Below are 18,962 nucleotides of genomic sequence, written 5' to 3'. Positions count from 1 at the left end.
GTGGCGGCACCGGCCGGCCCCGCGGGCCCGCCGCCGTTACGGCGTCGGCGGCCGGAGCGCCCGCCGGCCTCCGCGCCGGCCTTGCGGTCCCGGCGGGGCGCCGGGGGTGTCGCCGGCTGGGGGACCTCGATGGTGACGGGCACGCCGGACGGCTCGCGGGCGCCGGTGATGGTGGCCAGTGCGGCGTCGCCCGAGGTGATACGGGCCGTCCGGGGGCGGATGCCCGCGTGCGACATGAGCTGGGTGACGTCCCGCTTCTGGTCGGGCAGGACCAGCGTGACCACGCTGCCGGAGCCGCCGGCGCGGGCCGTGCGCCCGCCCCGGTGCAGATAGTCCTTGTGGTCGGTGGGCGGATCGACGTTCACGACCAGGTCGAGGTTGTCGACGTGTATGCCCCGAGCCGCCACGTTCGTCGCCACGAGCGCGGTGACCTGGCCGTTCTTGAACTGCTCCAGGGTGCGGTTGCGCTGTGGCTGGGAGCGGCCCCCGTGCAGGGCAGCCGCGCGGACACCGACGGCGAGCAGCCGCTTGGTGAGCCGGTCGGCGGACCTCTTGGTGTCGAGGAAGAGAATGACGCGGCCGTCACGCGCCGCGATGCGCGTGGTGACGGCCTTCTTGTCGGTCTCGTCCTGGATGTGGAGCACATGGTGCTCCATGGTGGTCACCGCTCCCGCGGACGGGTCCACGGAGTGCACCACCGGGTCGGTCAGGAACCGCTGCACCAGACGGTCGATGTTGCGGTCCAGGGTGGCCGAGAAGAGCATGCGCTGTCCGTCGGGCCGCACTCGCTCGATCAGTTTGGTGATCTGCGGCAGGAAGCCCATGTCGGTCATCTGGTCGGCCTCGTCCAGCACCGTGATGCGGACGTCGTGGAGCACACAGTGCCCGTTCTCCACGAGGTCGTTGAGCCGGCCCGGAGTCGCTACGAGCACCTCGGCACCGCGCCGCAGCGCGGCGGCCTGCTTGGTGATGGACAGCCCGCCCACGACCGTGGCCAGCCGGAGGTTCACCGCCGTCGCGTACGGGGTCAGCGCGTCCGACACCTGCTGGGCGAGCTCACGGGTGGGCACCAGGACGAGGGCGAGCGGCGCCTTGGGCTCCGCGCGCAGACCGGCTGTGCGGGCCAGCAGCGCCAGTCCGAAAGCGAGCGTCTTGCCGGAGCCGGTGCGTCCCCGGCCCAGCAGGTCACGGCCGGCGAGCGAGTTGGGCAGCGTGGCGGCCTGAATGGGGAAGGGGGTGGTCACGCCTTGCGCGGTGAGGGTCTTCAGCAGGCCCGCGGGCATGTCCAGAGCGCCGAATTCCTCGACGGCGTCAAGCGCGGGTGTCGTGTTCTGCGGCAGCCGGAATTCGCTGGGCGACGGCGCGGAGGGTGGGGGCGACGAGGCGCGCCGGTTCGACTTCTGGGGCCTGCGGGACATGCAGTTGTCTGCCTTCCTGGAAACAGCACAAACCGGGGTCCGCACCATGACGGTGCGGACCCCGGAGAGTGGATACGCGTCCGGCGATCAGGCGGGGACGATGTTCTCCGCCTGCGGGCCCTTCTGGCCCTGCGTGACGTCGAAGGAAACCCGCTGGCCCTCCTGGAGCTCACGGAAGCCCTGCGTCGCGATGTTCGAGTAGTGGGCGAAGACGTCGGGGCCGCCGCCGTCCTGCTCGATGAAGCCGAAACCCTTTTCAGAGTTGAACCACTTCACGGTTCCCTGTGCCATGACTTTTCTCCTTCTGTAGGCAGAGGCCCCATCCGGAGATGCCGGAAAACAACAATGCGCCCGAAGGAGAAGCATTCCCGTCAGGCGCACATAGGTTCATGGGTACCACAACTGCAACTCCTAGACCGTAGCACAGATCCGGGGGCCGTTGTGGATCACCGAGGTTCGCTCCGGCCTCGGCGAGACGCCGTGCTCGGCGGCGCGGGAAAACCGGTGGCGGCCCGCCGCCGGGTGCCCCTAGGGTGAGTGCACTCTCGCGGGGCCGTTCGGCCGCCGCTGCTGGGCCTAGTGAGAAATGGGAGGTGTGACCGATGGCTGTCTCTGTGACGGGCGCTGCCCGCAACCAGAAGTTCATCCACTCCACCTCCGTGGTCTCCGGCTGATCCTTCCTGCTTCGCGTGCGCCTGTGGGCGCGCGCTGCCGGGGCCCGCCCTTGTGAAGGGTTTCCCTTGAATCTCACTTCTCTGTCGGCTTCTTCGGCTTCGTCGCACCCTCTCGCCCCCTACGGCTGGGACGAGGACTGGGAAGCCGAGTTCGCTAACTTCGCGGAGCAGAGCCTTCTCCCCGGCCGAGTCGTACGCGTCGACCGCGGGCAGTGCGACATCGTCACCGCCGACGGCGTCGTACGCGCCGACACGGCCTTCGTCACCCCGCACGATCCGATGCGGGTGGTGTGCACCGGTGACTGGGTCGCCGTCGAACCCGCCGGGAACCCGCGGTACGTGCGCGCCTATCTGCCGCGCCGGACCGCCTTCGTGCGCTCCACCTCCTCCAAGCGGTCCGAGGGGCAGATCCTCGCCGCCAACGTCGACCACGCCATCGTGGCCGTGTCCCTCGCCGTCGAGCTCGACCTGGGGCGCATCGAACGGTTCCTCGCGCTGGCCTGGGAGTCGGGCGCACAGCCGGTCGTGGTGCTCACCAAGGCCGACCTCGTGCCGGACGCGGTGACGCTCGCGTACCTCGTCCAGGACGTGGAGACCACCGCCCCCGGCGTGCCCGTGCTGACGGTCAGCGCGACGCATGGCGAGGGGCTCGACACCCTCGGCGCGATCGTGGGCGGCGGTACGTCCGTGCTGCTCGGACAGTCCGGTGCGGGCAAGTCGACGCTGGCCAACGCGCTGCTCGGCGAGGTCGTCATGGTGGTCCAGGCGGCGCGCGACGTCGACGGCAAGGGCCGTCACACGACCACCACCCGCAACCTTCTCGCCCTGCCGGGCGGCGGCGTACTGATCGACACCCCCGGGCTGCGCGGCGTCGGGCTCTGGGACGCCGAGGCCGGGGTCGGGCAGGTCTTCTCCGAGATCGAGGAGCTGGCACAGCGGTGCCGCTTCCACGACTGCGCACACGAGAGCGAGCCCGGGTGCGCGGTGCTGGCCGCGATCGACACCGGGGCGCTGCCGCTGCGGCGTCTGGAGAGCTACCGCAAGCTGATGCGGGAGAACCAGTGGATCGTGGCCAAGACGGACGCTCGGATGCGGGCGGAGATCCGCAAGGACTGGAAGCGCAAGGGCGCCGAGGGGAGGGCGGCGATGGAGGCGAAGCGGCGCGGGTGGCGGTGACGGCCGCGCTGCGGGGTCGGGCGTTCCGGGGCCCGCACGGGTCCCGGGGCGGCTGAGCAGCCGGGTCCGGCTCGGTGTCCGATTTCCGCCAGCCCCGGGCCCGGCGAGGGCGGACACTGGACACCGTGATGGACGACGACATGAGGTACGAGGCGGTGCGGAGCCGCGATGCGCGGTTCGACGGCGCGTTCTTCTTCGCCGTCGGGACGACCGGCATCTACTGCCGTCCCAGCTGCCCGGCGGTCACGCCGAAGCGGCGCAACGTCCGGTTCTTCGCGACGGCCGCCGCCGCGCAGGGCTCGGGTTTCCGGGCCTGCCGGCGGTGCCGGCCGGACGCCGTACCCGGCTCCGCGGAGTGGAATGTGCGGGCCGATGTGGTGGGACGGGCCATGCGGCTGATCGGGGACGGGATCGTCGACCGGGAGGGCGTCGCCGGACTCGCCGCGCGGCTCGGCTACAGCGCGCGGCAGGTCCAGCGGCAGCTCACGGCCGAGCTCGGCGCCGGTCCGGTCGCGCTGGCCCGGGCCCAGCGGGCGCACACCGCGCGTGTGCTCCTGCAGACCACCGAGCTGCCGATCACCGAGATCGCGTTCGCCTCGGGGTTCGCCAGCGTGCGGCAGTTCAACGACACGATCCGCGAGGTGTACGCGTCGACGCCGACCGACCTCAGGGTCTACGCGCCGAGGGGCGGCCGTGCCGACCGGCGGGTGGGCACCCCGTCGGCCGGGATACCGCTGCGGCTCGCCCACCGGGGCCCCTACCAGGCCGGCGCGGTCTTCGATCTGCTGGCGCACGAGGCCGTCCCCGGCGTCGAGGACATCACCGGGCCGACAGGCAGCCGCACCTATCGGCGCACCCTGCGCCTGCCCCACGGCACCGGGATCGTGGCGGTGGAGGAGCGGCCCGGCGGCACGGGCAGCGGGACAGCCGGTCCACCGGCCGTCCTGGCGGGTTCCCGGGCAGCGGGGGCCACCGGCGGTGGTGCGACGGCGCCCGTCCCGGCCACCCCCGACGCCCCGGCGTCATCGCCCCGGACCGCCTCGCATCCCGGTGGCTGGCTCGAAGCCCGGCTGCACCTCTCCGACCCCCGTGATCTGACCACCGCCGTCCACCGGCTGCGCCGGCTGTTCGATCTGGACTCCGATCCGTACGCCGTCGACGAGCGGCTCGGTGCCGATCCGCGGGTCGGGCCGCTGGTCGCCGCCCGGCCAGGGCTGCGGTCGCCCGGGACCGTCGACCCGGACGAGTTGGCCGTGCGGGCACTCGTGGGGCCGGCGCAGGCCGAGCGGCTGGTGCGGCGGTACGGCAAGGCGCTCGACGCGCCCTGCGGCAGCCTCACCCATCTGTTCCCCGAACCGGCCGTCCTCGCCGAAGCCGAGCCGGACGGCCCCCTGGGCGCGCTCTGTGCCGCCCTCGCCGACGGCGCCGTACGGCTGGACCCGGGCGCCGACCGGGACGACGCGCCGGCCGCGCTGCTCGGCCTGCCGGGACTGGACGAGCGGACCATCGCCGTCATCCGCAGCCGTGCCCTCGGCGACCCGGACGTCGCCCCGCCTGGCGTCGACGTCCCCGACAGCTGGCGCCCCTGGCGCTCCTATGCCGCACAACACCTGCGCGCAGCAGGGGAGTTGGAGTACTGATGACGACCGAGACCACCGAGACCACCGGGCCGACCGGGACGACCGGGGCCGCCACCGGAACCGCAAGGGCCCCCAGGGCCCCCAGGACCTCCGCGACCCCTGCGACCCCCACGACCCCCAGGACCTCCGCGACCCCCACCACCGGCCTCACCCGCTGGACCGAGGTCGACAGCCCCGTCGGCCCCCTCCTCCTCACCGCGGACCCCGCCACCGGCGCCCTGGCATCCCTGTCCGTGCCCGGTCAGAAGGGCGGCCGTACCGTGCAGGAGGGCTGGCGGCACGACCCCGCGCTCTTCCGCGAGGCCGAGGAGCAGCTCGCCGCCTACTTCGCCGGTGAACTCGAGGAGTTCCGGCTGGAGACACACACCGCCGGCAGTGAGTTCCGGGAGCGGGTCTGGGCCGCCCTGGACGCCGTCCCCTACGGGGCGACCACGACGTACGGCGAGATCGCCGCGCGGATCGGTGCGCCCCGGGCCGCCGTACGGGCCGTCGGCGGCGCGATCGGCGCCAACCCGCTGCTGATCGTCCGTCCGTGCCACCGTGTGATCGGCGCCGACGGCTCGCTGACCGGGTACGCGGGCGGCCTGGAGCGCAAGCTCCGGCTGCTCACGCTGGAGGGCATGCTCCCGTAGCGCGAGGTCCCGCGCGCCGGGCCGTGCCTTGTCAGCCCTGTCAGCCCTGCCAGTCCTGCCGGCCCTGTCAGCCCCAGATCACGGCCCCCACCCAGGCCCCCGCGATCAGCAGACATGTGAAGAGTTCCGCCAGGACACTCGACCCGCCCGAGCGCATCGCCGTGCGCACCGAGGCCACGGCCTCGCCGTGCCGGCCCAGGCGCAGGCGCTCCTCGAGGTAGATGCCGGCCACGAAGCCGGGGATCGCGCCGAGCACGGGGATCACCAAGAAGCCCAGCAGGGACCCCGCCCCGGCGTACCCGGCCATCCGGGGGCTCGCCCAGCTGGGGCGCAGCCGGCGGGGTGGCAGGGCCCAGCGCACCACCTGGGAGAGGAACAGCACGACGGTGGCGCCCACGAGCACCCACCAGGCGACCGGCTGGGTGTCCTGCAAGGCCCACCACATCACCGCGGCCCACACCAGCCATGACCCCGGCACTCCGGGTACCAGCACTCCGCACAGGCCGAGCAGGAGGACCAGGCCGACCAGCACGAGGTCCCACACTCCCATCTGACCAGAGTGCCGGAGCTCAGGAGAAAGCGCAGATCAGCCTTGTCGCGGCGGGTGCCCCCGGTCACCCCTGGCGCTCGCGGGCCACCCAGCCCCGGTCGTAGGCGTGCCACCCGAGCTGAAGCCGGGTCGTCACCCCGGTCAGCTCCATCAGGCGTTTCACCCGGCGCTGCACGGTCCGCAGACCCAGGTCCAGCTGTTTGGCCACGCTCGCGTCCGTGAGGCCCGCCAGCAGCAGGGAGAGCACCTCCAGGTCGGTGTCGTCCGGCCCCTCCGGCTCCTGTTCCATGACACCGGCCGCGCCGAGGCGTACCGGCAGCGCCTCCCGCCACACCGACTCGAAGAGCCCGGACAGCAGTTCCAGCAGCCCGCTGGCGTGGACGACGAGCGCGGCGGGCTCCGCGGTGTGCGAGGTGAGCGGCACCAGGGCGTGCGTCCGGTCGGCGATCACCAGCTTGGTCGGCACCCGGTCCATGACCCGCACCTGTTCCTCGCGGCCCAGGGCGGCGGACAGCTCCGTGAGGCCGTGCGGCTGGTCCAGGACCGAGCGCTCCAGGACCACCCGGTAGCGCACGCCGCGCCCGGCGGCCTGCTCCTCCGCGTCGTTCTCCATGCCGGTGACGGCGACGGGAGTGCCGGTGACCAGCGCGCACACCTCCTCGCTCGCCCCGAGCTGGATCTGCAGGAAGCGCTGCGACACCGCAGCCGCGCCGATCACCACCTCGACCAGATCGTGCACAGCGGGCTCGGCGGCGGCCGCCCGGTACTCCTCGGCGAGCATCGCGGCCGCCAGTTCCGCCTTCTCCAGTTCGTGCCGCTGCTGGGTGAGCAGCGCGCCCAGCGCCACTCCGGGCGGTGCGGCGACCCAGCGGCCGGGCCGGGCGGACGACTGGGCCGCCAGGCCGTGCCGCTCCAGGCGGCGCAGGGCGCGCTCGGTGTCGTACTCGCCGAGCGTCAGCCGTCGCGCGAGATCGGGTACGTCGGCGGCGCCCACGGCCACGAGCGCCCGGTAGGCCGACTCGTGCGTCTCGTCGAGACCGATCACTCCCAGCATCAGGTTGCGCCCCTCCTGAGCGAACACCGGCGTTCGGTCCATGGCGGAAAACGGCCACGGCGCAAAACCGCCTCGGCACATCATCCCCGCAGCACCCGCCACTCTGCCAAGGTGTCGCCACCGCAGCATCAACCACCGCCCGCTTTGCCCGACTTGGGCCTCCTTGGCCTGCGCGTTCCCGCGCCGCGGGTGCGTGGTCGCGCGGGAAGGAGGCGAACGTGGGGAGAGTGATGCCGCCTACGGACGGACCGTCGGCCCGGCCCCGGACGAGGACCCGTATACGAGAGGAATACCTCCGCCTTCCCGCGGTACACGCTGCCGGAGGACGGCCTCGAGACCCGTCTCGCCGACGTCGGTAGCCCAGATCGTGACCCGGGCCCACGACGTGCGCCGAGGCGTGCGAAGGGGATCGGGGTCCGGGTCACCCGGCAGTCGCCGGGCGGTTCTCCCGTGGGGGGTGGGACCGCCCGGCGACCTGTGTCCGCTGTTTCGCAAGACTGTTCAACTCGTCACCCGACACGCCGTTCTCGGCACCGTTCACCGGGTCGGATTTTCCTGATGCCCCGTTTTCATCCGGCCCGTGCGGTGGACAATTGAGGGCATGAGTCAGCAGGGGGGAAGGTCCACCGGTCATGAGGACGACTGGTGGGGGCAGCTGTACGCAGACACCACCGAGGACACGGGCCCGACGACGGCGCCGGACTCGCTGGACGACCGGTTCGCCTCGGCGGCGGGGACCGTGAACGGCGCGGAGGCCGCGGTTCCGCCCCAGCGCGGCGCCGCCGACGAGGTGGAGCGACCGTCGCCGTCGCCGTCGACCTTCCCGGCGGGCCTGCCGAGGCCGCCGGGCTTCACGGTGAAGGCACCGCAGGAGCCGCCGCCCCGAGCTGACGGGCCCGACCCACGCCAGGAACCCGCAGCACCCTCAACCCCCGCAGCACCCCCAACCCCCGCAGCACCCCCAGAACCCGCAGGGCCCGCAGCACCGGCGAACGACGACCGGCCCCCGTCCGCCGCCATCGCCCCCGGCCCAGCGCCCGTCCGCACCGCCACCCACGTGGACCTCCCCACGCTCCCCCCGGCCCCCCTCGACTACGTGGGCAACGGCCCGCCCACCTACGCCCCCGAACCCACCGCCCTCCCACCCGCGGACCCCGACGACCTGGACGACCTGGTCGCCGACACCGTCCTCGACGGCGCCCACTACGGCGCCTGCACCCTGCGCGCCGTCTCCCTGCGCGGCGACTCCGCCCGCTACCGGGGTGAACCCCGCCGCGACGCCCTCCTCACCGCCCGTTTCGGCGCCGGTGACCAGGCCCTGATCCTGGTGGCCATGGCCACGGGCGCCCGCGCCACCCCGAACGCCCATCGCGCCGCGACCGAGGCATGCCACTGGATCGGCCGGGCCGTGGGCCGCAGCCACGCGAGGCTCGCCGAGGACATAAGGGCCGCCCGGCGCGGCGACCTCAAGTCCGGGCTGCACCGCCTCACCGACCGCAGCCTCGGCAAACTCCGCGCCAGCGCCGCCGAACAGGCCATCGAACCGGAGGAGTACGCGGCGACCCTGCGCTGCTTGCTGCTGCCCGCCGACCCCGAATGCCGTACGCGCGTCTTCTTCGGCGTCGGCAGCGGCGGGCTGTTCCGGCTGCGGGGCGGCGAATGGCAGGACATCGAACCCCGCGCCACCGACGCCACCGGCGCTCCCGTCGTCGGCTTCGGCTCACCCCCCGCCGAGACCCCCGAGGGCGACCGCCTCACCATGGACCTAGGCATCACCACCCCGCCGAGCCCCTACGACCCGGCGCCCGAACCCTCCCGCGAGCCCTTCCGATTCCGCGCCTCCGTCGCCCGCTCCGGAGACACCCTCCTCATGTGCACCGGCGGCCTCGCCGACCCGCTGCGCGGCGAACCCGACCTCGCCGCCTACCTCACCGGACGGTGGGCGGGCTCCGAGCCGCCCGGTCTCGCGTCCTTCCTGGCCGACGCCCAGGTCCGGGTCAAGGGGTACGCCGACGACCGTACGGCCGCCGCCGTCTGGGAGGCGTGAGGCCGCCCGCGGCCGTACGGCTCAGGAATCAGGAATACGGCACCCACGCGCGGGCCGAGGTGTCGTACATGTACCTCGGCCGTCCCTCGATGCCCGTCGTACGGAACGGACGGCCGTTGTCGTCGATGCGGACCGTGCCGGTGCGGCCCTGCGAGGACCAGTCGAGTTCGAGGTACCAGCTGCAGTCGCAGGACTTCGTCCGCGCGTCGATCAGCAGCACCTCCGGATCCTCGGCGGACACCCGGTACGGCAGCCGCATGGCCGGGATCACGGTTCCCGCGTCGTTGCCGTCGGCCGGGCGGGCGATGGGCCGGTCCTTGTCCAGGTCGACATCGAAGTAACGGGGCGTCAGCGCCCCGCCGCAGCCCTGGTCCATGGCGTACGAGGTGCCCTCGAAGGGCGCCGACCGGCCGACGACACGCACCCGGAGGGCCTTCAGGACGACGGCCGTGGACGACCGCCCCTGCACGGTGACCTCCACCATCGTCTGCCCGCCGTGCACCGCGCGCTGCGTCGCCGCCCAGGTCCTGGCGTCCTGCGGGGCCGGGGGCGGGGGCACTTGCCGCGGGGGCTTGGCGATGACGTAGTCGTGGCCGCAGCCGTCCTGCCACACATGGGAGTCGGCACTCCAGGTGAGGGGCGGACCGGTCGAAGGCCGCTGCTCGCCGGGGGACTCCTTCGAAGCACTGCCGTCGGCTGTCGACGGTTTCGCCGAGGACTTCTTCGAGGAACCTGGCGACGAGGCAGGCGCGGTGGGGGAGGCGCTCGACGACTTGGCCGACGTCGGCCGGGGAGCGCCCGCCTCGGTCGTACGGGAGGGGCCGACGCCCTCGACGGAGTCGCTCGCGCGGGGGCGGTCGTCGTCCGGCAGGGCGGCGAGGCTGCCGAGCGTCGCCAGGAGCGTGGTCGCGACGGCGGCGGAGACCAGGAAACGCCGGTGCCGGTACCAGGGGCGGCGGGCAGACCCGGCCGGGTGCGACTGCTCGGGCGGGTGCTGGTGCTCCGGCGAGGCATCCTCGTCCGTCGCTCCGTCCGTCGCTCCGTCCGTGGCGTCGCCCGCGGTCGACGGATCCGTGGCGGCAGTCGGCGTCGTCGCGTCCGGCTCAGGGGCAGAAGTCGGCTCGGCCGGAGTCGCCGTACGCGTCCGCTGCCGTGCCGCCACCGCCCCGATCCACAGCCGGTGCAGCTCCAGCCGCTCCTGGGGCGTCGCCCGGCACAGCGCGGCGAAGCGTTCCACCGGTGCGAAGTCGAGCGGGACCGCGTCGCCCGCGCAATAGCGGTGCAGCGTGGAGGTGTTCATGTTCAGTCGGCGGGCCAGCTGGCCGTAGCTGCGGTCGGTGCGGTCCTTCAGGCGTCTGAGCGACGCCGCGAACTGACGGACTTCGTCGTCCTGTGCTTCCGACACTGTTCTCCCGCGTTCTCCCCGTGCCGGGACGGCATCCCAGGCACTCCATGTACCTGCACGTCAGAAGGGCTGGGATGGTTCCACCACGGTGGATCGGCCGTCGGCGGTTGCGCCCCGGCACCGTGACGGCTGATGCTCTTGGTGTCGCACCGACCAGGCCGGACGGACCAGCCGGCGTCGGTGTCCCGACCTTCGATCGTTCACGCACTCATCTCATCCACGGGGGACACCCATGCCCAAGGGCACCCGAGCGGGCACGCTCACCGCACTCGTCGTCGCCGGACTCGCGGCCGGTACCGCACTCGCCGCCGCTCCGGCGGGCGCCGCGACGAAGGCGCCCGCGCCGAAGTTCCTGTCGCCGTCCGAACTGCCGCCGCACCCCTCCTCCGGCTGGGTCGCCGGCAAGGCCACCGCTGGCGTTCCCGAGGAGATGCGGTACTGCTTCGGCGACGCGCTGCTCGCCTACGACTCCCGCTACCGCACCTTCCGCACGGAGCTCGACACCGGTGCCGAGCAGCTCAACGTCGTCGTCGGCGACAACGCCAAGGCCAAGGCCCTCGCCACCCGCCTCGACAAGGAGGTCCGGCGCTGTGTCGCGCGTATGGACGCCGACCCGGAGATCGAGGCCGACCACAAGAGCTACGGCACCCTGCCGGTCGAGGAGGGCGCGCGCGTCCACGGCTTCGCGACGCGTGCCTCGTGGGGTGCCATGGACATCCATCTCGTCTCCGTCGGACGGGACGGCGGCACCGTCACCGTCGTGCAGTGGGGGCAGATGGGCGACTTCACGGACGCGCCGGTGAAGGCGTTCAAGAAGACGACCACCAAGGCCGTCGACAAGCTCTACTGACAGCTCCGCCGAGCGGCACACCACCGCACGACCGCATTACAGGACCACCGCACCAGCGGGGCCGCCCTCCCGGACGGGGGTCGGGCGGGCGGCCCCGCGCCCTGCGCGGCACCACCCCGGCTCACCGGCCGGGCGTCGGCATGACGCGGCGTCACAAGATCGTCCGCCGTCGTGAGAGCGCGTCGAGGGCAGCTGGACAAGCGAGTTCCGGCCAGATTCGCCGAGCGCCCCGCCGGTGGCTGCGGGCGCTTCCGACGCCCGGCCCCGGCCGTCCCATGTCCGCGGCACATACGGCCCGAGCGACGGATCGTCGTCCACAAGTGCGCCCGTCCACTGCGGTCAGGAGGCCGCCTCGCGGGTCGGCTCCGCGTAGCGCCCGACCGCCCTGGTGGGCCGCCTCCTCCAGGAACGGCCGACCCGGCCCGCCTCCCCGTGCCCGGACCTCGCGGTACCTCGCGGGCCGGGCTCGTCGCCGGTGGCCGACACGGTTCGGTCGGGGTGCCCGGCGCCTCCGGGGCGCCCGGACGGTGTTGTTCCGTTTTTGGTGCACCCGGCGTGCGCCGTCCCAACCGTGGCCGAACACCTGGTAGTTGAGGATTCGACATGACTGGCGGCGGTCCGGCCGGGAAAGGGTTCCCGTGAACGTGTTCGAGCTGGAGGGGCACCGACATCGGCACGCGGGCGGGGGTCATGAAGAGGCAGGCACGAGGAGGCGGTCCCATGGTGGTCGGGGCCTCCTCGGTGGAGATGGCGGAGGACGGGGCGGCGAGCGCCGGGGAACCCGCGCGGACGTCCCAGCTGAGGCGCAGACTCGGCCGGGCGGATCTGCGGGCGGTACCGGAGTCGCGCAGGGAGCTGCGCGAACTGCTACGGCACTGGGGGAGGCCCGGACGATCGGACGTGGCCGAACTGCTCACCAGCGAGCTCGTCACCAACGCGCTGGTGCACACCGACGACGACGCCGTCCTGACGGCGACCGTCGGACCCCGGGGACTCAGAGTGGAGGTGCGGGATTTCGTGGCCCGTCGGCCCAGACTGCGCGTACCGGACGCCGACGACGGTACGAACGGCAGGGGCCTGGTCCTGGTCCAGTCCCTCGCGGACGCCTGGGGGGTGCGGGTGCACGGCGTGGGGAAGGCGGTGTGGTTCGAGCTCGACGCGGGTGCCGCCTGAGGAGCGTGCGGCAAGTGTCGTCATTCTTCCGGTAGTCGGAATTCCTCCGGTAGTGGAATTCTTCCGGTAGTTGTGCGGGAGGCGGGAGGGGCGCGACTCGCATCCCGGGTCGCGCCCCTCCCGCCGACGTCCTCAGCCGAACTGCTGCTCCAGGTCCTTGAGCTTGCGCTCCAGGGAGTCGAGCCGGGGCAGTGCCATGGTGTCGTCCTCCGCGGTGAGGTCGACGGTGACCGGTTCAGAACCGGTGCGGACGGGCTGCAAGGACGGACGGGTACGCACGGGCAGCTGTTCCGGCGTCGATATGGCAGGCTCCGCGGTGACTCGGTCGGCGCGCTCCAGCGCCTGCGGCTCGGCCTGGCGTCCGGCGCCGCGGCCGACGAAGCCGCGGTGGCCCCGGCTGATGGCCTTCAGCTGGGCGCGCTCCATGCGCTGCTGCTCGCGGCGGCGCAGACGGCTCTCGTCCTTCTGCCGCTTGTCCTCGCGGACCTCGTCGACCGCCTCGTCCAGGCTGCGCACGCCCTCCAGGAGCATCAGCGACCAGGCCCGGTAGGTCTCCCGGGGGGCCCGCAGCCAGCGGACGATCCGGATCTGCGGGAGCGGTCTGGGCACCAGACCCTGCTCGCGCAGGGCGGCCCGGCGGGTCTGCTTCAGCGCCCGGTCGAACAGCACGGCCGCGGACAGGGACATGCCGGCGAAGAAATGGGGGGCGCCGTCGTGACCGATGCCCCTGGGTGCGTGCACCCAGTTGAACCAGGCCGCGGCGAAGGCGAAGGTCCACACGAGTATCCGGGAGCCGAGCGCCGCGTCGCCGTGGCTGGCCTCGCGGACCGCGAGGACGGAGCAGAACATCGCCGCGCCGTCGAGGCCGAACGGCACCAGGTACTGCCAGCCGTCGGAGAGGCCGAGGTTCTGCTCGCCGAAGCCGACCAGACCGTGGAAGGAGAGAGCGGCGGCGACCGCCGCACAGCAGAAGAGCAGAACGTAGGAGACGGTGCCGTATATGGCCTCCTTGCGCCTGCGGCGCTCCTCGCTGCGCTCCCACGAGTCGTCCGCGCTCGTGTCCTTCCCCGAGGCCTTCCCGCGCCGCAGCACCGCTATCGCCGCAAGCAGGCCCAGGAGCAGGACAACACCCGGAAGCAGCCAGTTCAGCGATATGTCGGTCAATCTCATCTGGGGTCCCTTGCATTGGGATAGGGCGTAACGCCCGCCATAGTGGCCCAATGCCCACGGCCCTCAAGGGGTTTCGGGGCAAGAGGCCGCCAAGGAGGTGCAAGGGGATGCCCGGGGCGGCGTTCTGCTCGAACTCCCGCTTGACAGGCGGGAGTTACGTTCGAACAACACCACCCGTACGGGTGGTTCCGCAGAAACTTCCTGCGCTGAGTGAGGAATTATGAAACGCCTGTAACCGAAACGGGTGTCGCGCTCGCGGGTGATCTTACGGCGCGGCGGTGGACATCCGGATCCGAGGAATCGTCAACTCGCCGTGGCCAGCAGTCTGGTGACCCGGTCCGCGTCGCAGGTGCGGGGGCAGGTGGCGCAGGTGTCCTCGGGGCGCAGGGTGTAGAACATGCAGCAGCTCGCCCGGTCCCGGGTGGGCAGCGACTCGCCGTTCGGGCCGGTCAGTTCCCGGAAGGCGGCCGAGCCGACGTACGGCTTCGTCGCGCCCGGCAGCAGCAGCTCCAGTTCGCGCCGCGCCCGGCTCTGCTCCCCGTCGCCGAGCAGATGGGCGACGTACCACAGGCCCTCCACGATCTCGTCGGTCGCCATGCCCCACAGGGCGCGTCCGCGTCGCCGCATGCGGGGGCCGAAGCCGGCGAGGACCGGTTCGAGGTGCTCGGCGACGGCGGCCCGCACCTCCGCGCGCAGCGCCTCCTCGTCGGGGACGACCCGGGCACCGGGCAGGGTGGCCGCCGGGTCGCCGGGGAGGCAGGCGAAGGCCGCGGGACGGATCGCCAGGTGGCCCATGGGCAGGCCGGCGGCCGTCCGGTCGTACGAGACATGCGTCACGGGGAAGCGGGGGACGCGGCGGAGCAGGAACCACGGCACGGTGATCAGCAGACAGGCGGGCCAGGCGTAGCGATGGAGGCCGAAGCTCGCGATGACGTCCGGTCGGCCGGACTGTCCGTAGTCGCGCCGTACCTGTGCGTCGTCCCAGGCCAGGAAGGCGTCGAGACCGTCGCCGCCGTTCGCGAGGGAGGCGGCGCTCACCCAGCCGCCCTGTCGCGGGAGCTCCTCGCCGACGGCCTGCTGGGTGATGCCGAGCCCCGGCAGGACCTCGGTGAGGCGGCTGTACGCGTCCGTGAGGGCCGAGGGGGGCACGGGCATACTGGACCGCCGATCCACGAGATTGGTAGGTAAGCCTTACCTTACCCTTAGATCGCTGTGGTTTGAACTGTCGAGTAATGCGCCTATGGTGCTTGACGGGTGAGTAACAACCCGCAGTAATGACCCCAAGTACCGACACATCCGCCAGGAGGACCCGTGAAGCAGGGCGCGCAGGGCTCCGCGGCCACGGGAATCGAGCGGATACCGGGTGCGCAGACCCCTGAGGCGCGTACCGACGCGCCCCGGGTGCCTCCACAGGGCCGGGCGGCGCGGGCCACGGACTCGGACGGGACCGCGGCGGCCCCCGGGGCCCGCGGTGAGCACACCCACAGTGAGCTGCCGATCCCGCGGCCCCGGCCGGTTGTCCAGCGGGCCTCGGTGCGGGGGCAGATCCTCGACGCCCTGCGCACCGCGCTCGTCACCGGTGAGCTGACCCCCGGCGCGGTCTACTCCGCCCCCGCCCTCGGCGAGCGCTTCGGCGTCTCCGCGACGCCGGTCCGCGAGGCCATGCAGCAGCTGACGCTGGAGGGCGCCGTCGAGGTCGTCCCCAACCGGGGTTTCCGGGTCGTCGAACGCGGCGCCCGGGACCTGGCCGAACTGGCGGAGGTCCGCGCACTGATCGAGGTCCCGGTGATGCTCCGCCTCGCCCGCAGCGTCCCTGCCGAGCGCTGGACGGAACTGCGCCCGCTGGCGGACGCCACGGTCCGAGCGGCGTCGACCGGCTGCCGGGCCACGTACGCCGAATCGGACCGCACCTTCCACCGCGCCGTGCTCTCCCTGAGCGGCAACCAGCAGCTCGTCCGGATCGCCGACGACCTCCACCGCCGCGCCCAGTGGCCCCTGGTCCGACCGGCCCGCCCCGGCACCCGTGGCCACGCCGACCTCGTCGCCGACGCGGCGGAACACACGGCGCTGCTGGACGCGTTGATCGCCGGCGACGAGGACGTGGTGCGGTCACTGGTGGGGGAGCACTTCACGGGGGCGCGCTGACGCCATGGCTGCGCTGCTGGCCAAAGCGCGGTCGGCGGCAGCGCTGTCGGCCGAAGCGTGGTCGGTGGCAGCGTGGTCGGCTGCGTGATCGGGGGAGTGCTTCGGGACTGCCTGGTCGGGGCTACGTGCTCGGTGGCAGCGCGGTCGGGCTGCGCGGTCGGGGCTACGTGGTCGGCGGCAGCGCGGTCGGCTGCGTGATCGGGGCTGCGTGGTCGGTGGCAGCGCGGTGGGGGCTGCGCGGTCGGGGGAGTGCGTCGGGACTGCCTGGTCGGTGGCAGCGCGGTCGGCGGCAGCGCGTTGGGGGAGCGCGGTCGGCGGGCGCTCGCTCCGGCTTGCGCTCGGCGTCCGCCGGTCAGCCCCCGCGTCACGCACCTCACGCCGTGGCCGCTCCCGCCGCCGGTGGCATCGGCGCCAGCTGACGGGACAACCAGGTCGGGACGCCGCCCAGCAGGCGGAACAGCCGCCGCGCCTCCTCGCGCAGGCGGGATGCCTCCGGGTCCGTCTCCGTCTCGGCCAGCGACACCAGTGCGGGCGCCGTACCCACCAGGTAGCCCAACTCCTCACGGATGCGCAGCGACTCGGCGAAGCCGTGCCGCGCCTCCGCCAACTCGCCGTCGCGCAGGGCGAGTCCGGCAAGGTGGCGCCAGGTGAACGACAGCAGCAGCGGATCGGCGTGGGCAGTCGCCCCCGCGTGCGCCCGGCGGTACGCCGCCCGCGCCGCCTGCGGGGAGCGCGCGAGGTTCTCCGCCAGCAGCCCGCGCCGGAAGTCCAGCAGCGCCCGCCCCGCCGCCCCCGGAGCGATCAGCGCCGCCGCCCGCCCCAGCGCGGCCCGCGCCTCGTCGGCCCGGTCGCGCACGGAGTGCAGTGTCGCCGCGTACGCAAGTTGCCCCCGTTCACAAGCGGCGGCACCGCGTTCGTCGTCACTGTGGGCGAGCGCCTCGGCCGTGCGCAGCGCGTCCTCGGCCTCCTCCCAGCCCTGCTCGGTGTAGAGACACCGCTCCACCAGCAGCGCGGCCCGCTGGAGCGCGGCCTGCGCGGTGACCGGCTGGAGCAGCGCCGCCGCGTCCGCCCAGCAGGCCCGTGAGCGCAGCCGCCATACCGCGGTCTGGAGTGGATCGTCGCCTGCGGTCGTTCCGTTACCAGACATGGCGGTATACGCCACCTCGCCCTCCCCGAGCACGCCATCGAGCTGTTGAGTGGTGGCGGCATCTCAGCACGAATCGGCGCGCCCGGCCAAGGGGGTGGGTGAAGGATTTCACAAAGTCGTGGGACAGCGACGGCACTTGGTGCCACCCGGGCCGCGGCTCGCGCGGGCCCGGCGCGGGCTCAACTCATCCGCAACGCCAAGAAGAAATCCAGCTTGTCCTCCAGGCGCGACAAGTCCCGGCTCGTCAACTGCTCGATCCGCCCGACCCGATAGCGCAGCGTGTTGACGTGCAGGTGCAGCCGGGTCGCGCAGCGCGTCCAGGAGCCGTCACACTCCAGGAACGCCTCCAGGGTCGGGATCAGTTCGGCGCGATGACGACGGTCGTAGTCGCGCAGCGGATCCAACAGACGGGCCGTGAACGCCCGGCGCACGTCGTCCGGGACGAACGGCAGCAGCAGGACGTGCGAGGCCAGCTCCTGGTGGCCGGCCGCACAGACCCGGCCGGTGCGCGCCGCCGCCACCCGGCGGGCGTGGCGGGCCTCCTCCAGGGCGCCGCGCAGCCCCTCCGCCGAGTGCACGGCCGCGCTCACGCCGAGCGTGACCCGGCCGTCGTCGTCCAGGCCGGCCGACAGCGGGCGGCGGACCGACTCCAGCAGGGCGTCGGCGAGGATCCCCGCCTCGGAGCCGTCGTGCTCCGCAGAGACCGCCGGGAGCGGGACCAGGGCGATGGCCTCGTCACCGGTGTGCGCCACGGCGATACGGTCGGAGGGCTCCGGACCGGTCGCCTCGGGGTCGACCAGGATCTCCTCCAGCAGCGACTGGGCGACCGGACCCGCCTCGATGTCCCCGCCCTCCCACTCCACCCGGGCGACGACCACCTGCCAGTGCGGGGCCGCTCCGAGGCCGGGCAGCAGCACCGGCGCCGCTACCCGCAGCCGGGCGGCGATCTCGGCGGGCGCCGCACCCGTCTGGACCAGCTCCAGCACCTCCTGCGCGAGGCGGCGGCGGACCGTGCGCGCCGCGTCCCTGCGGTCCCGTTCCACCGCGATCAGCTGGGTGACGCCCTGCAGCAGGTCGAGCCGCTCCTCCGGCCAGTCGCTCGCGTCCGCGTCCACGGCCAGCAGCCAGTCCGACAGCACCGTCTCGCGCACGTCCCGCGAGCCCGGCGCGGACCGGCCGCCGCTGCGGATCGGGAAGAGGGAGTACGGCGCGCCGCCCAGGGTGACGCGGTGCGGCCCGCGCCGGCCCGTGCGGGCGGCCGTCAGCTGCTCCGCCGCCAGCCGCGCGCACAGGTCGGCGGGCAGTGCCGGGCCGGAGACCTTCGAGCCCGCGATGAGCCGCCCCGTCGGCGACAGCACCCAGGCCCGCAGGTCCAGGTCGGAGCCGAGCAGGTCGAGGACCACGTCGGGGCCGCCGCCCGCCGGGCCGGCGGTCATCATCCGGCGGTGCCGGTCGACGACCGCCGCGAGATCCCCGGCCCGCTCGCCGCTGACCTGCCGTACGACGTGCTCGGTGATCGTCGCGAACGCCACCGACTCATGGACCGCGAAGAGCGGCAGCCGGTGGCGGGCGCAGGCCAGCACCAGGTCCTCCGGGACGTCCCCGAGCTCGGCCTCGCCGGCCGCCAGCGCGACCACCCCGGCCTGCGCCAGGAGGCGCACGAACGGCTCGGAGTCCGCCGCGCCGCGCCGCCAGGCCAGCCCGGTGAGCACCAGCTCACCGCCCGAGAGGTAGCGGCTGGGGTCCCGGAGGTCGGTGGTCATCACGCCGCGCACGGTGCGATCCAGCTCGTCCTCGCCGCCGAGCAGCTTGAGGCCCAGCGCGTCGGTGTCCAGCAGTGCGCGCAGCCGCATTCTCGTCGCCGCCGTTCTTTGTCTCGAA

The 18,962-nt window shown here is 73.3% G+C and carries 16 protein-coding genes; 7 read left to right on the top strand and 9 right to left on the bottom strand.

What is annotated here, in order from left to right; genetic code table 11:
* Together ACHBTE_RS28775 and ACHBTE_RS28770 are read right to left on the bottom strand one after the other, a co-directional pair.
* On the bottom strand, window positions 1-1,418 hold a 1,418-nt coding region (locus ACHBTE_RS28775; protein ID WP_394727289.1), incomplete at its 3' end, for a DEAD/DEAH box helicase.
* Window positions 1,419-1,505: 87 nt separating this feature from the next.
* Window positions 1,506-1,709 (bottom strand): cold-shock protein, encoded by a 204-nt coding sequence (locus ACHBTE_RS28770; RefSeq protein WP_007502648.1) that lies wholly within the window; start codon window positions 1,707-1,709, stop codon window positions 1,506-1,508.
* 449 nt (window positions 1,710-2,158) lie between these two features.
* Between ACHBTE_RS28770 and rsgA the strand changes: the two genes are divergently transcribed.
* From rsgA to ACHBTE_RS28755, 3 genes are all read left to right on the top strand, one after another.
* Window positions 2,159-3,268: a ribosome small subunit-dependent GTPase A gene (gene rsgA / locus ACHBTE_RS28765; RefSeq protein ID WP_394727285.1), complete on the top strand. Its 1,110-nt coding sequence runs from the start codon at window positions 2,159-2,161 to the stop codon at window positions 3,266-3,268.
* Window positions 3,269-3,396: 128 nt separating this feature from the next.
* Window positions 3,397-4,908: a DNA-3-methyladenine glycosylase 2 family protein gene (locus ACHBTE_RS28760; protein WP_394727299.1), complete on the top strand. Its 1,512-nt coding sequence runs from the start codon at window positions 3,397-3,399 to the stop codon at window positions 4,906-4,908.
* Complete coding sequence (locus ACHBTE_RS28755) at window positions 4,908-5,540, top strand: methylated-DNA--[protein]-cysteine S-methyltransferase (RefSeq protein ID WP_394727283.1); 633 nt, start codon at window positions 4,908-4,910, stop codon at window positions 5,538-5,540. The genes ACHBTE_RS28760 and ACHBTE_RS28755 overlap by 1 nt, the downstream gene beginning before the upstream one ends.
* A 67-nt stretch (window positions 5,541-5,607) precedes the next feature.
* On the opposite strand, the gene ACHBTE_RS28750 is transcribed toward ACHBTE_RS28755, so the two are convergent.
* Together ACHBTE_RS28750 and ACHBTE_RS28745 are read right to left on the bottom strand one after the other, a co-directional pair.
* Entirely contained in the window at window positions 5,608-6,090 is a 483-nt protein-coding gene (locus tag ACHBTE_RS28750) for a DUF456 domain-containing protein (protein ID WP_394727281.1), read from the bottom strand.
* A 64-nt stretch (window positions 6,091-6,154) separates the two neighbouring features.
* A complete protein-coding gene (locus ACHBTE_RS28745; RefSeq protein WP_394727297.1) occupies window positions 6,155-7,144 on the bottom strand; it encodes a helix-turn-helix transcriptional regulator in 990 nt (329 codons plus the stop codon).
* A gap of 601 nt (window positions 7,145-7,745) precedes the next feature.
* On the opposite strand from ACHBTE_RS28745, the gene ACHBTE_RS28740 reads away from it, so the two are divergent.
* A complete protein-coding gene (locus ACHBTE_RS28740) occupies window positions 7,746-9,191 on the top strand; it encodes a protein phosphatase 2C domain-containing protein (protein WP_394727279.1) in 1,446 nt (481 codons plus the stop codon).
* Between the two features lie 28 nt (window positions 9,192-9,219).
* Here ACHBTE_RS28740 and ACHBTE_RS28735 read toward each other — a convergent pair whose 3' ends face one another.
* Window positions 9,220-10,596, bottom strand: a complete 1,377-nt coding sequence (locus ACHBTE_RS28735) for a helix-turn-helix domain-containing protein (RefSeq protein ID WP_394727277.1) — start codon at window positions 10,594-10,596, stop codon at window positions 9,220-9,222.
* A 232-nt stretch (window positions 10,597-10,828) separates the two neighbouring features.
* Here ACHBTE_RS28735 and ACHBTE_RS28730 point away from each other — a divergent pair, with 232 nt between their 5' ends.
* On the top strand, window positions 10,829-11,446 hold the full coding sequence (locus tag ACHBTE_RS28730) for a hypothetical protein (protein WP_394727275.1): 618 nt from the start codon (window positions 10,829-10,831) through the stop codon (window positions 11,444-11,446).
* Between the two features lie 720 nt (window positions 11,447-12,166).
* Window positions 12,167-12,619, top strand: a complete 453-nt coding sequence (locus tag ACHBTE_RS28725) for an ATP-binding protein (protein WP_394727273.1) — start codon at window positions 12,167-12,169, stop codon at window positions 12,617-12,619.
* A gap of 132 nt (window positions 12,620-12,751) precedes the next feature.
* On the opposite strand, the gene ACHBTE_RS28720 is transcribed toward ACHBTE_RS28725, so the two are convergent.
* Together ACHBTE_RS28720 and ACHBTE_RS28715 are read right to left on the bottom strand one after the other, a co-directional pair.
* Window positions 12,752-13,789: a DUF2637 domain-containing protein gene (locus ACHBTE_RS28720; RefSeq protein WP_394727271.1), complete on the bottom strand. Its 1,038-nt coding sequence runs from the start codon at window positions 13,787-13,789 to the stop codon at window positions 12,752-12,754.
* 303 nt (window positions 13,790-14,092) lie between these two features.
* Window positions 14,093-14,944 (bottom strand): (2Fe-2S)-binding protein, encoded by an 852-nt coding sequence (locus ACHBTE_RS28715; RefSeq protein ID WP_394727269.1) that lies wholly within the window; start codon window positions 14,942-14,944, stop codon window positions 14,093-14,095.
* A gap of 156 nt (window positions 14,945-15,100) precedes the next feature.
* On the opposite strand from ACHBTE_RS28715, the gene ACHBTE_RS28710 reads away from it, so the two are divergent.
* Window positions 15,101-15,934: a GntR family transcriptional regulator gene (locus ACHBTE_RS28710; protein ID WP_394727267.1), complete on the top strand. Its 834-nt coding sequence runs from the start codon at window positions 15,101-15,103 to the stop codon at window positions 15,932-15,934.
* A 373-nt stretch (window positions 15,935-16,307) separates the two neighbouring features.
* Here the strand turns inward: ACHBTE_RS28710 and ACHBTE_RS28705 are convergent, their stop codons facing one another.
* Window positions 16,308-17,096: a hypothetical protein gene (locus tag ACHBTE_RS28705; RefSeq protein WP_394727265.1), complete on the bottom strand. Its 789-nt coding sequence runs from the start codon at window positions 17,094-17,096 to the stop codon at window positions 16,308-16,310.
* A gap of 164 nt (window positions 17,097-17,260) precedes the next feature.
* Window positions 17,261-18,934, bottom strand: a complete 1,674-nt coding sequence (locus ACHBTE_RS28700; protein WP_394727262.1) for a PucR family transcriptional regulator — start codon at window positions 18,932-18,934, stop codon at window positions 17,261-17,263.
* Window positions 18,935-18,962: the final 28 nt, after the last annotated feature.

The sequence above is a fragment of the Streptomyces sp. M41 genome (assembly GCF_043673425.1).
GTDB lineage: Bacteria > Actinomycetota > Actinomycetes > Streptomycetales > Streptomycetaceae > Streptomyces.
The sequence above is the reverse complement of the archived record's forward strand: the minus strand, read 5'-3'. Positions and strand labels throughout refer to the sequence as shown.

What these genes read in the sequence shown, in the direction of transcription:
- ACHBTE_RS28700 (WP_394727262.1), bottom strand. Translation starts at nt 18,934, where the DNA reads ATGCGGCTGCGCGCACTGCTGGACACCGACGCGCTGGGCCTCAAGCTG.
- ACHBTE_RS28725 (WP_394727273.1), top strand. Translation starts at nt 12,167, where the DNA reads ATGGTGGTCGGGGCCTCCTCGGTGGAGATGGCGGAGGACGGGGCGGCG.
- ACHBTE_RS28760 (WP_394727299.1), top strand. Translation starts at nt 3,397, where the DNA reads ATGGACGACGACATGAGGTACGAGGCGGTGCGGAGCCGCGATGCGCGG.
- ACHBTE_RS28740 (WP_394727279.1), top strand. Translation starts at nt 7,746, where the DNA reads ATGAGTCAGCAGGGGGGAAGGTCCACCGGTCATGAGGACGACTGGTGG.
- ACHBTE_RS28750 (WP_394727281.1), bottom strand. Translation starts at nt 6,090, where the DNA reads ATGGGAGTGTGGGACCTCGTGCTGGTCGGCCTGGTCCTCCTGCTCGGC.
- ACHBTE_RS28715 (WP_394727269.1), bottom strand. Translation starts at nt 14,944, where the DNA reads ATGCCCGTGCCCCCCTCGGCCCTCACGGACGCGTACAGCCGCCTCACC.
- ACHBTE_RS28755 (WP_394727283.1), top strand. Translation starts at nt 4,908, where the DNA reads ATGACGACCGAGACCACCGAGACCACCGGGCCGACCGGGACGACCGGG.
- ACHBTE_RS28745 (WP_394727297.1), bottom strand. Translation starts at nt 7,144, where the DNA reads ATGCTGGGAGTGATCGGTCTCGACGAGACGCACGAGTCGGCCTACCGG.
- ACHBTE_RS28730 (WP_394727275.1), top strand. Translation starts at nt 10,829, where the DNA reads ATGCCCAAGGGCACCCGAGCGGGCACGCTCACCGCACTCGTCGTCGCC.
- ACHBTE_RS28720 (WP_394727271.1), bottom strand. Translation starts at nt 13,789, where the DNA reads ATGAGATTGACCGACATATCGCTGAACTGGCTGCTTCCGGGTGTTGTC.
- ACHBTE_RS28770 (WP_007502648.1), bottom strand. Translation starts at nt 1,709, where the DNA reads ATGGCACAGGGAACCGTGAAGTGGTTCAACTCTGAAAAGGGTTTCGGC.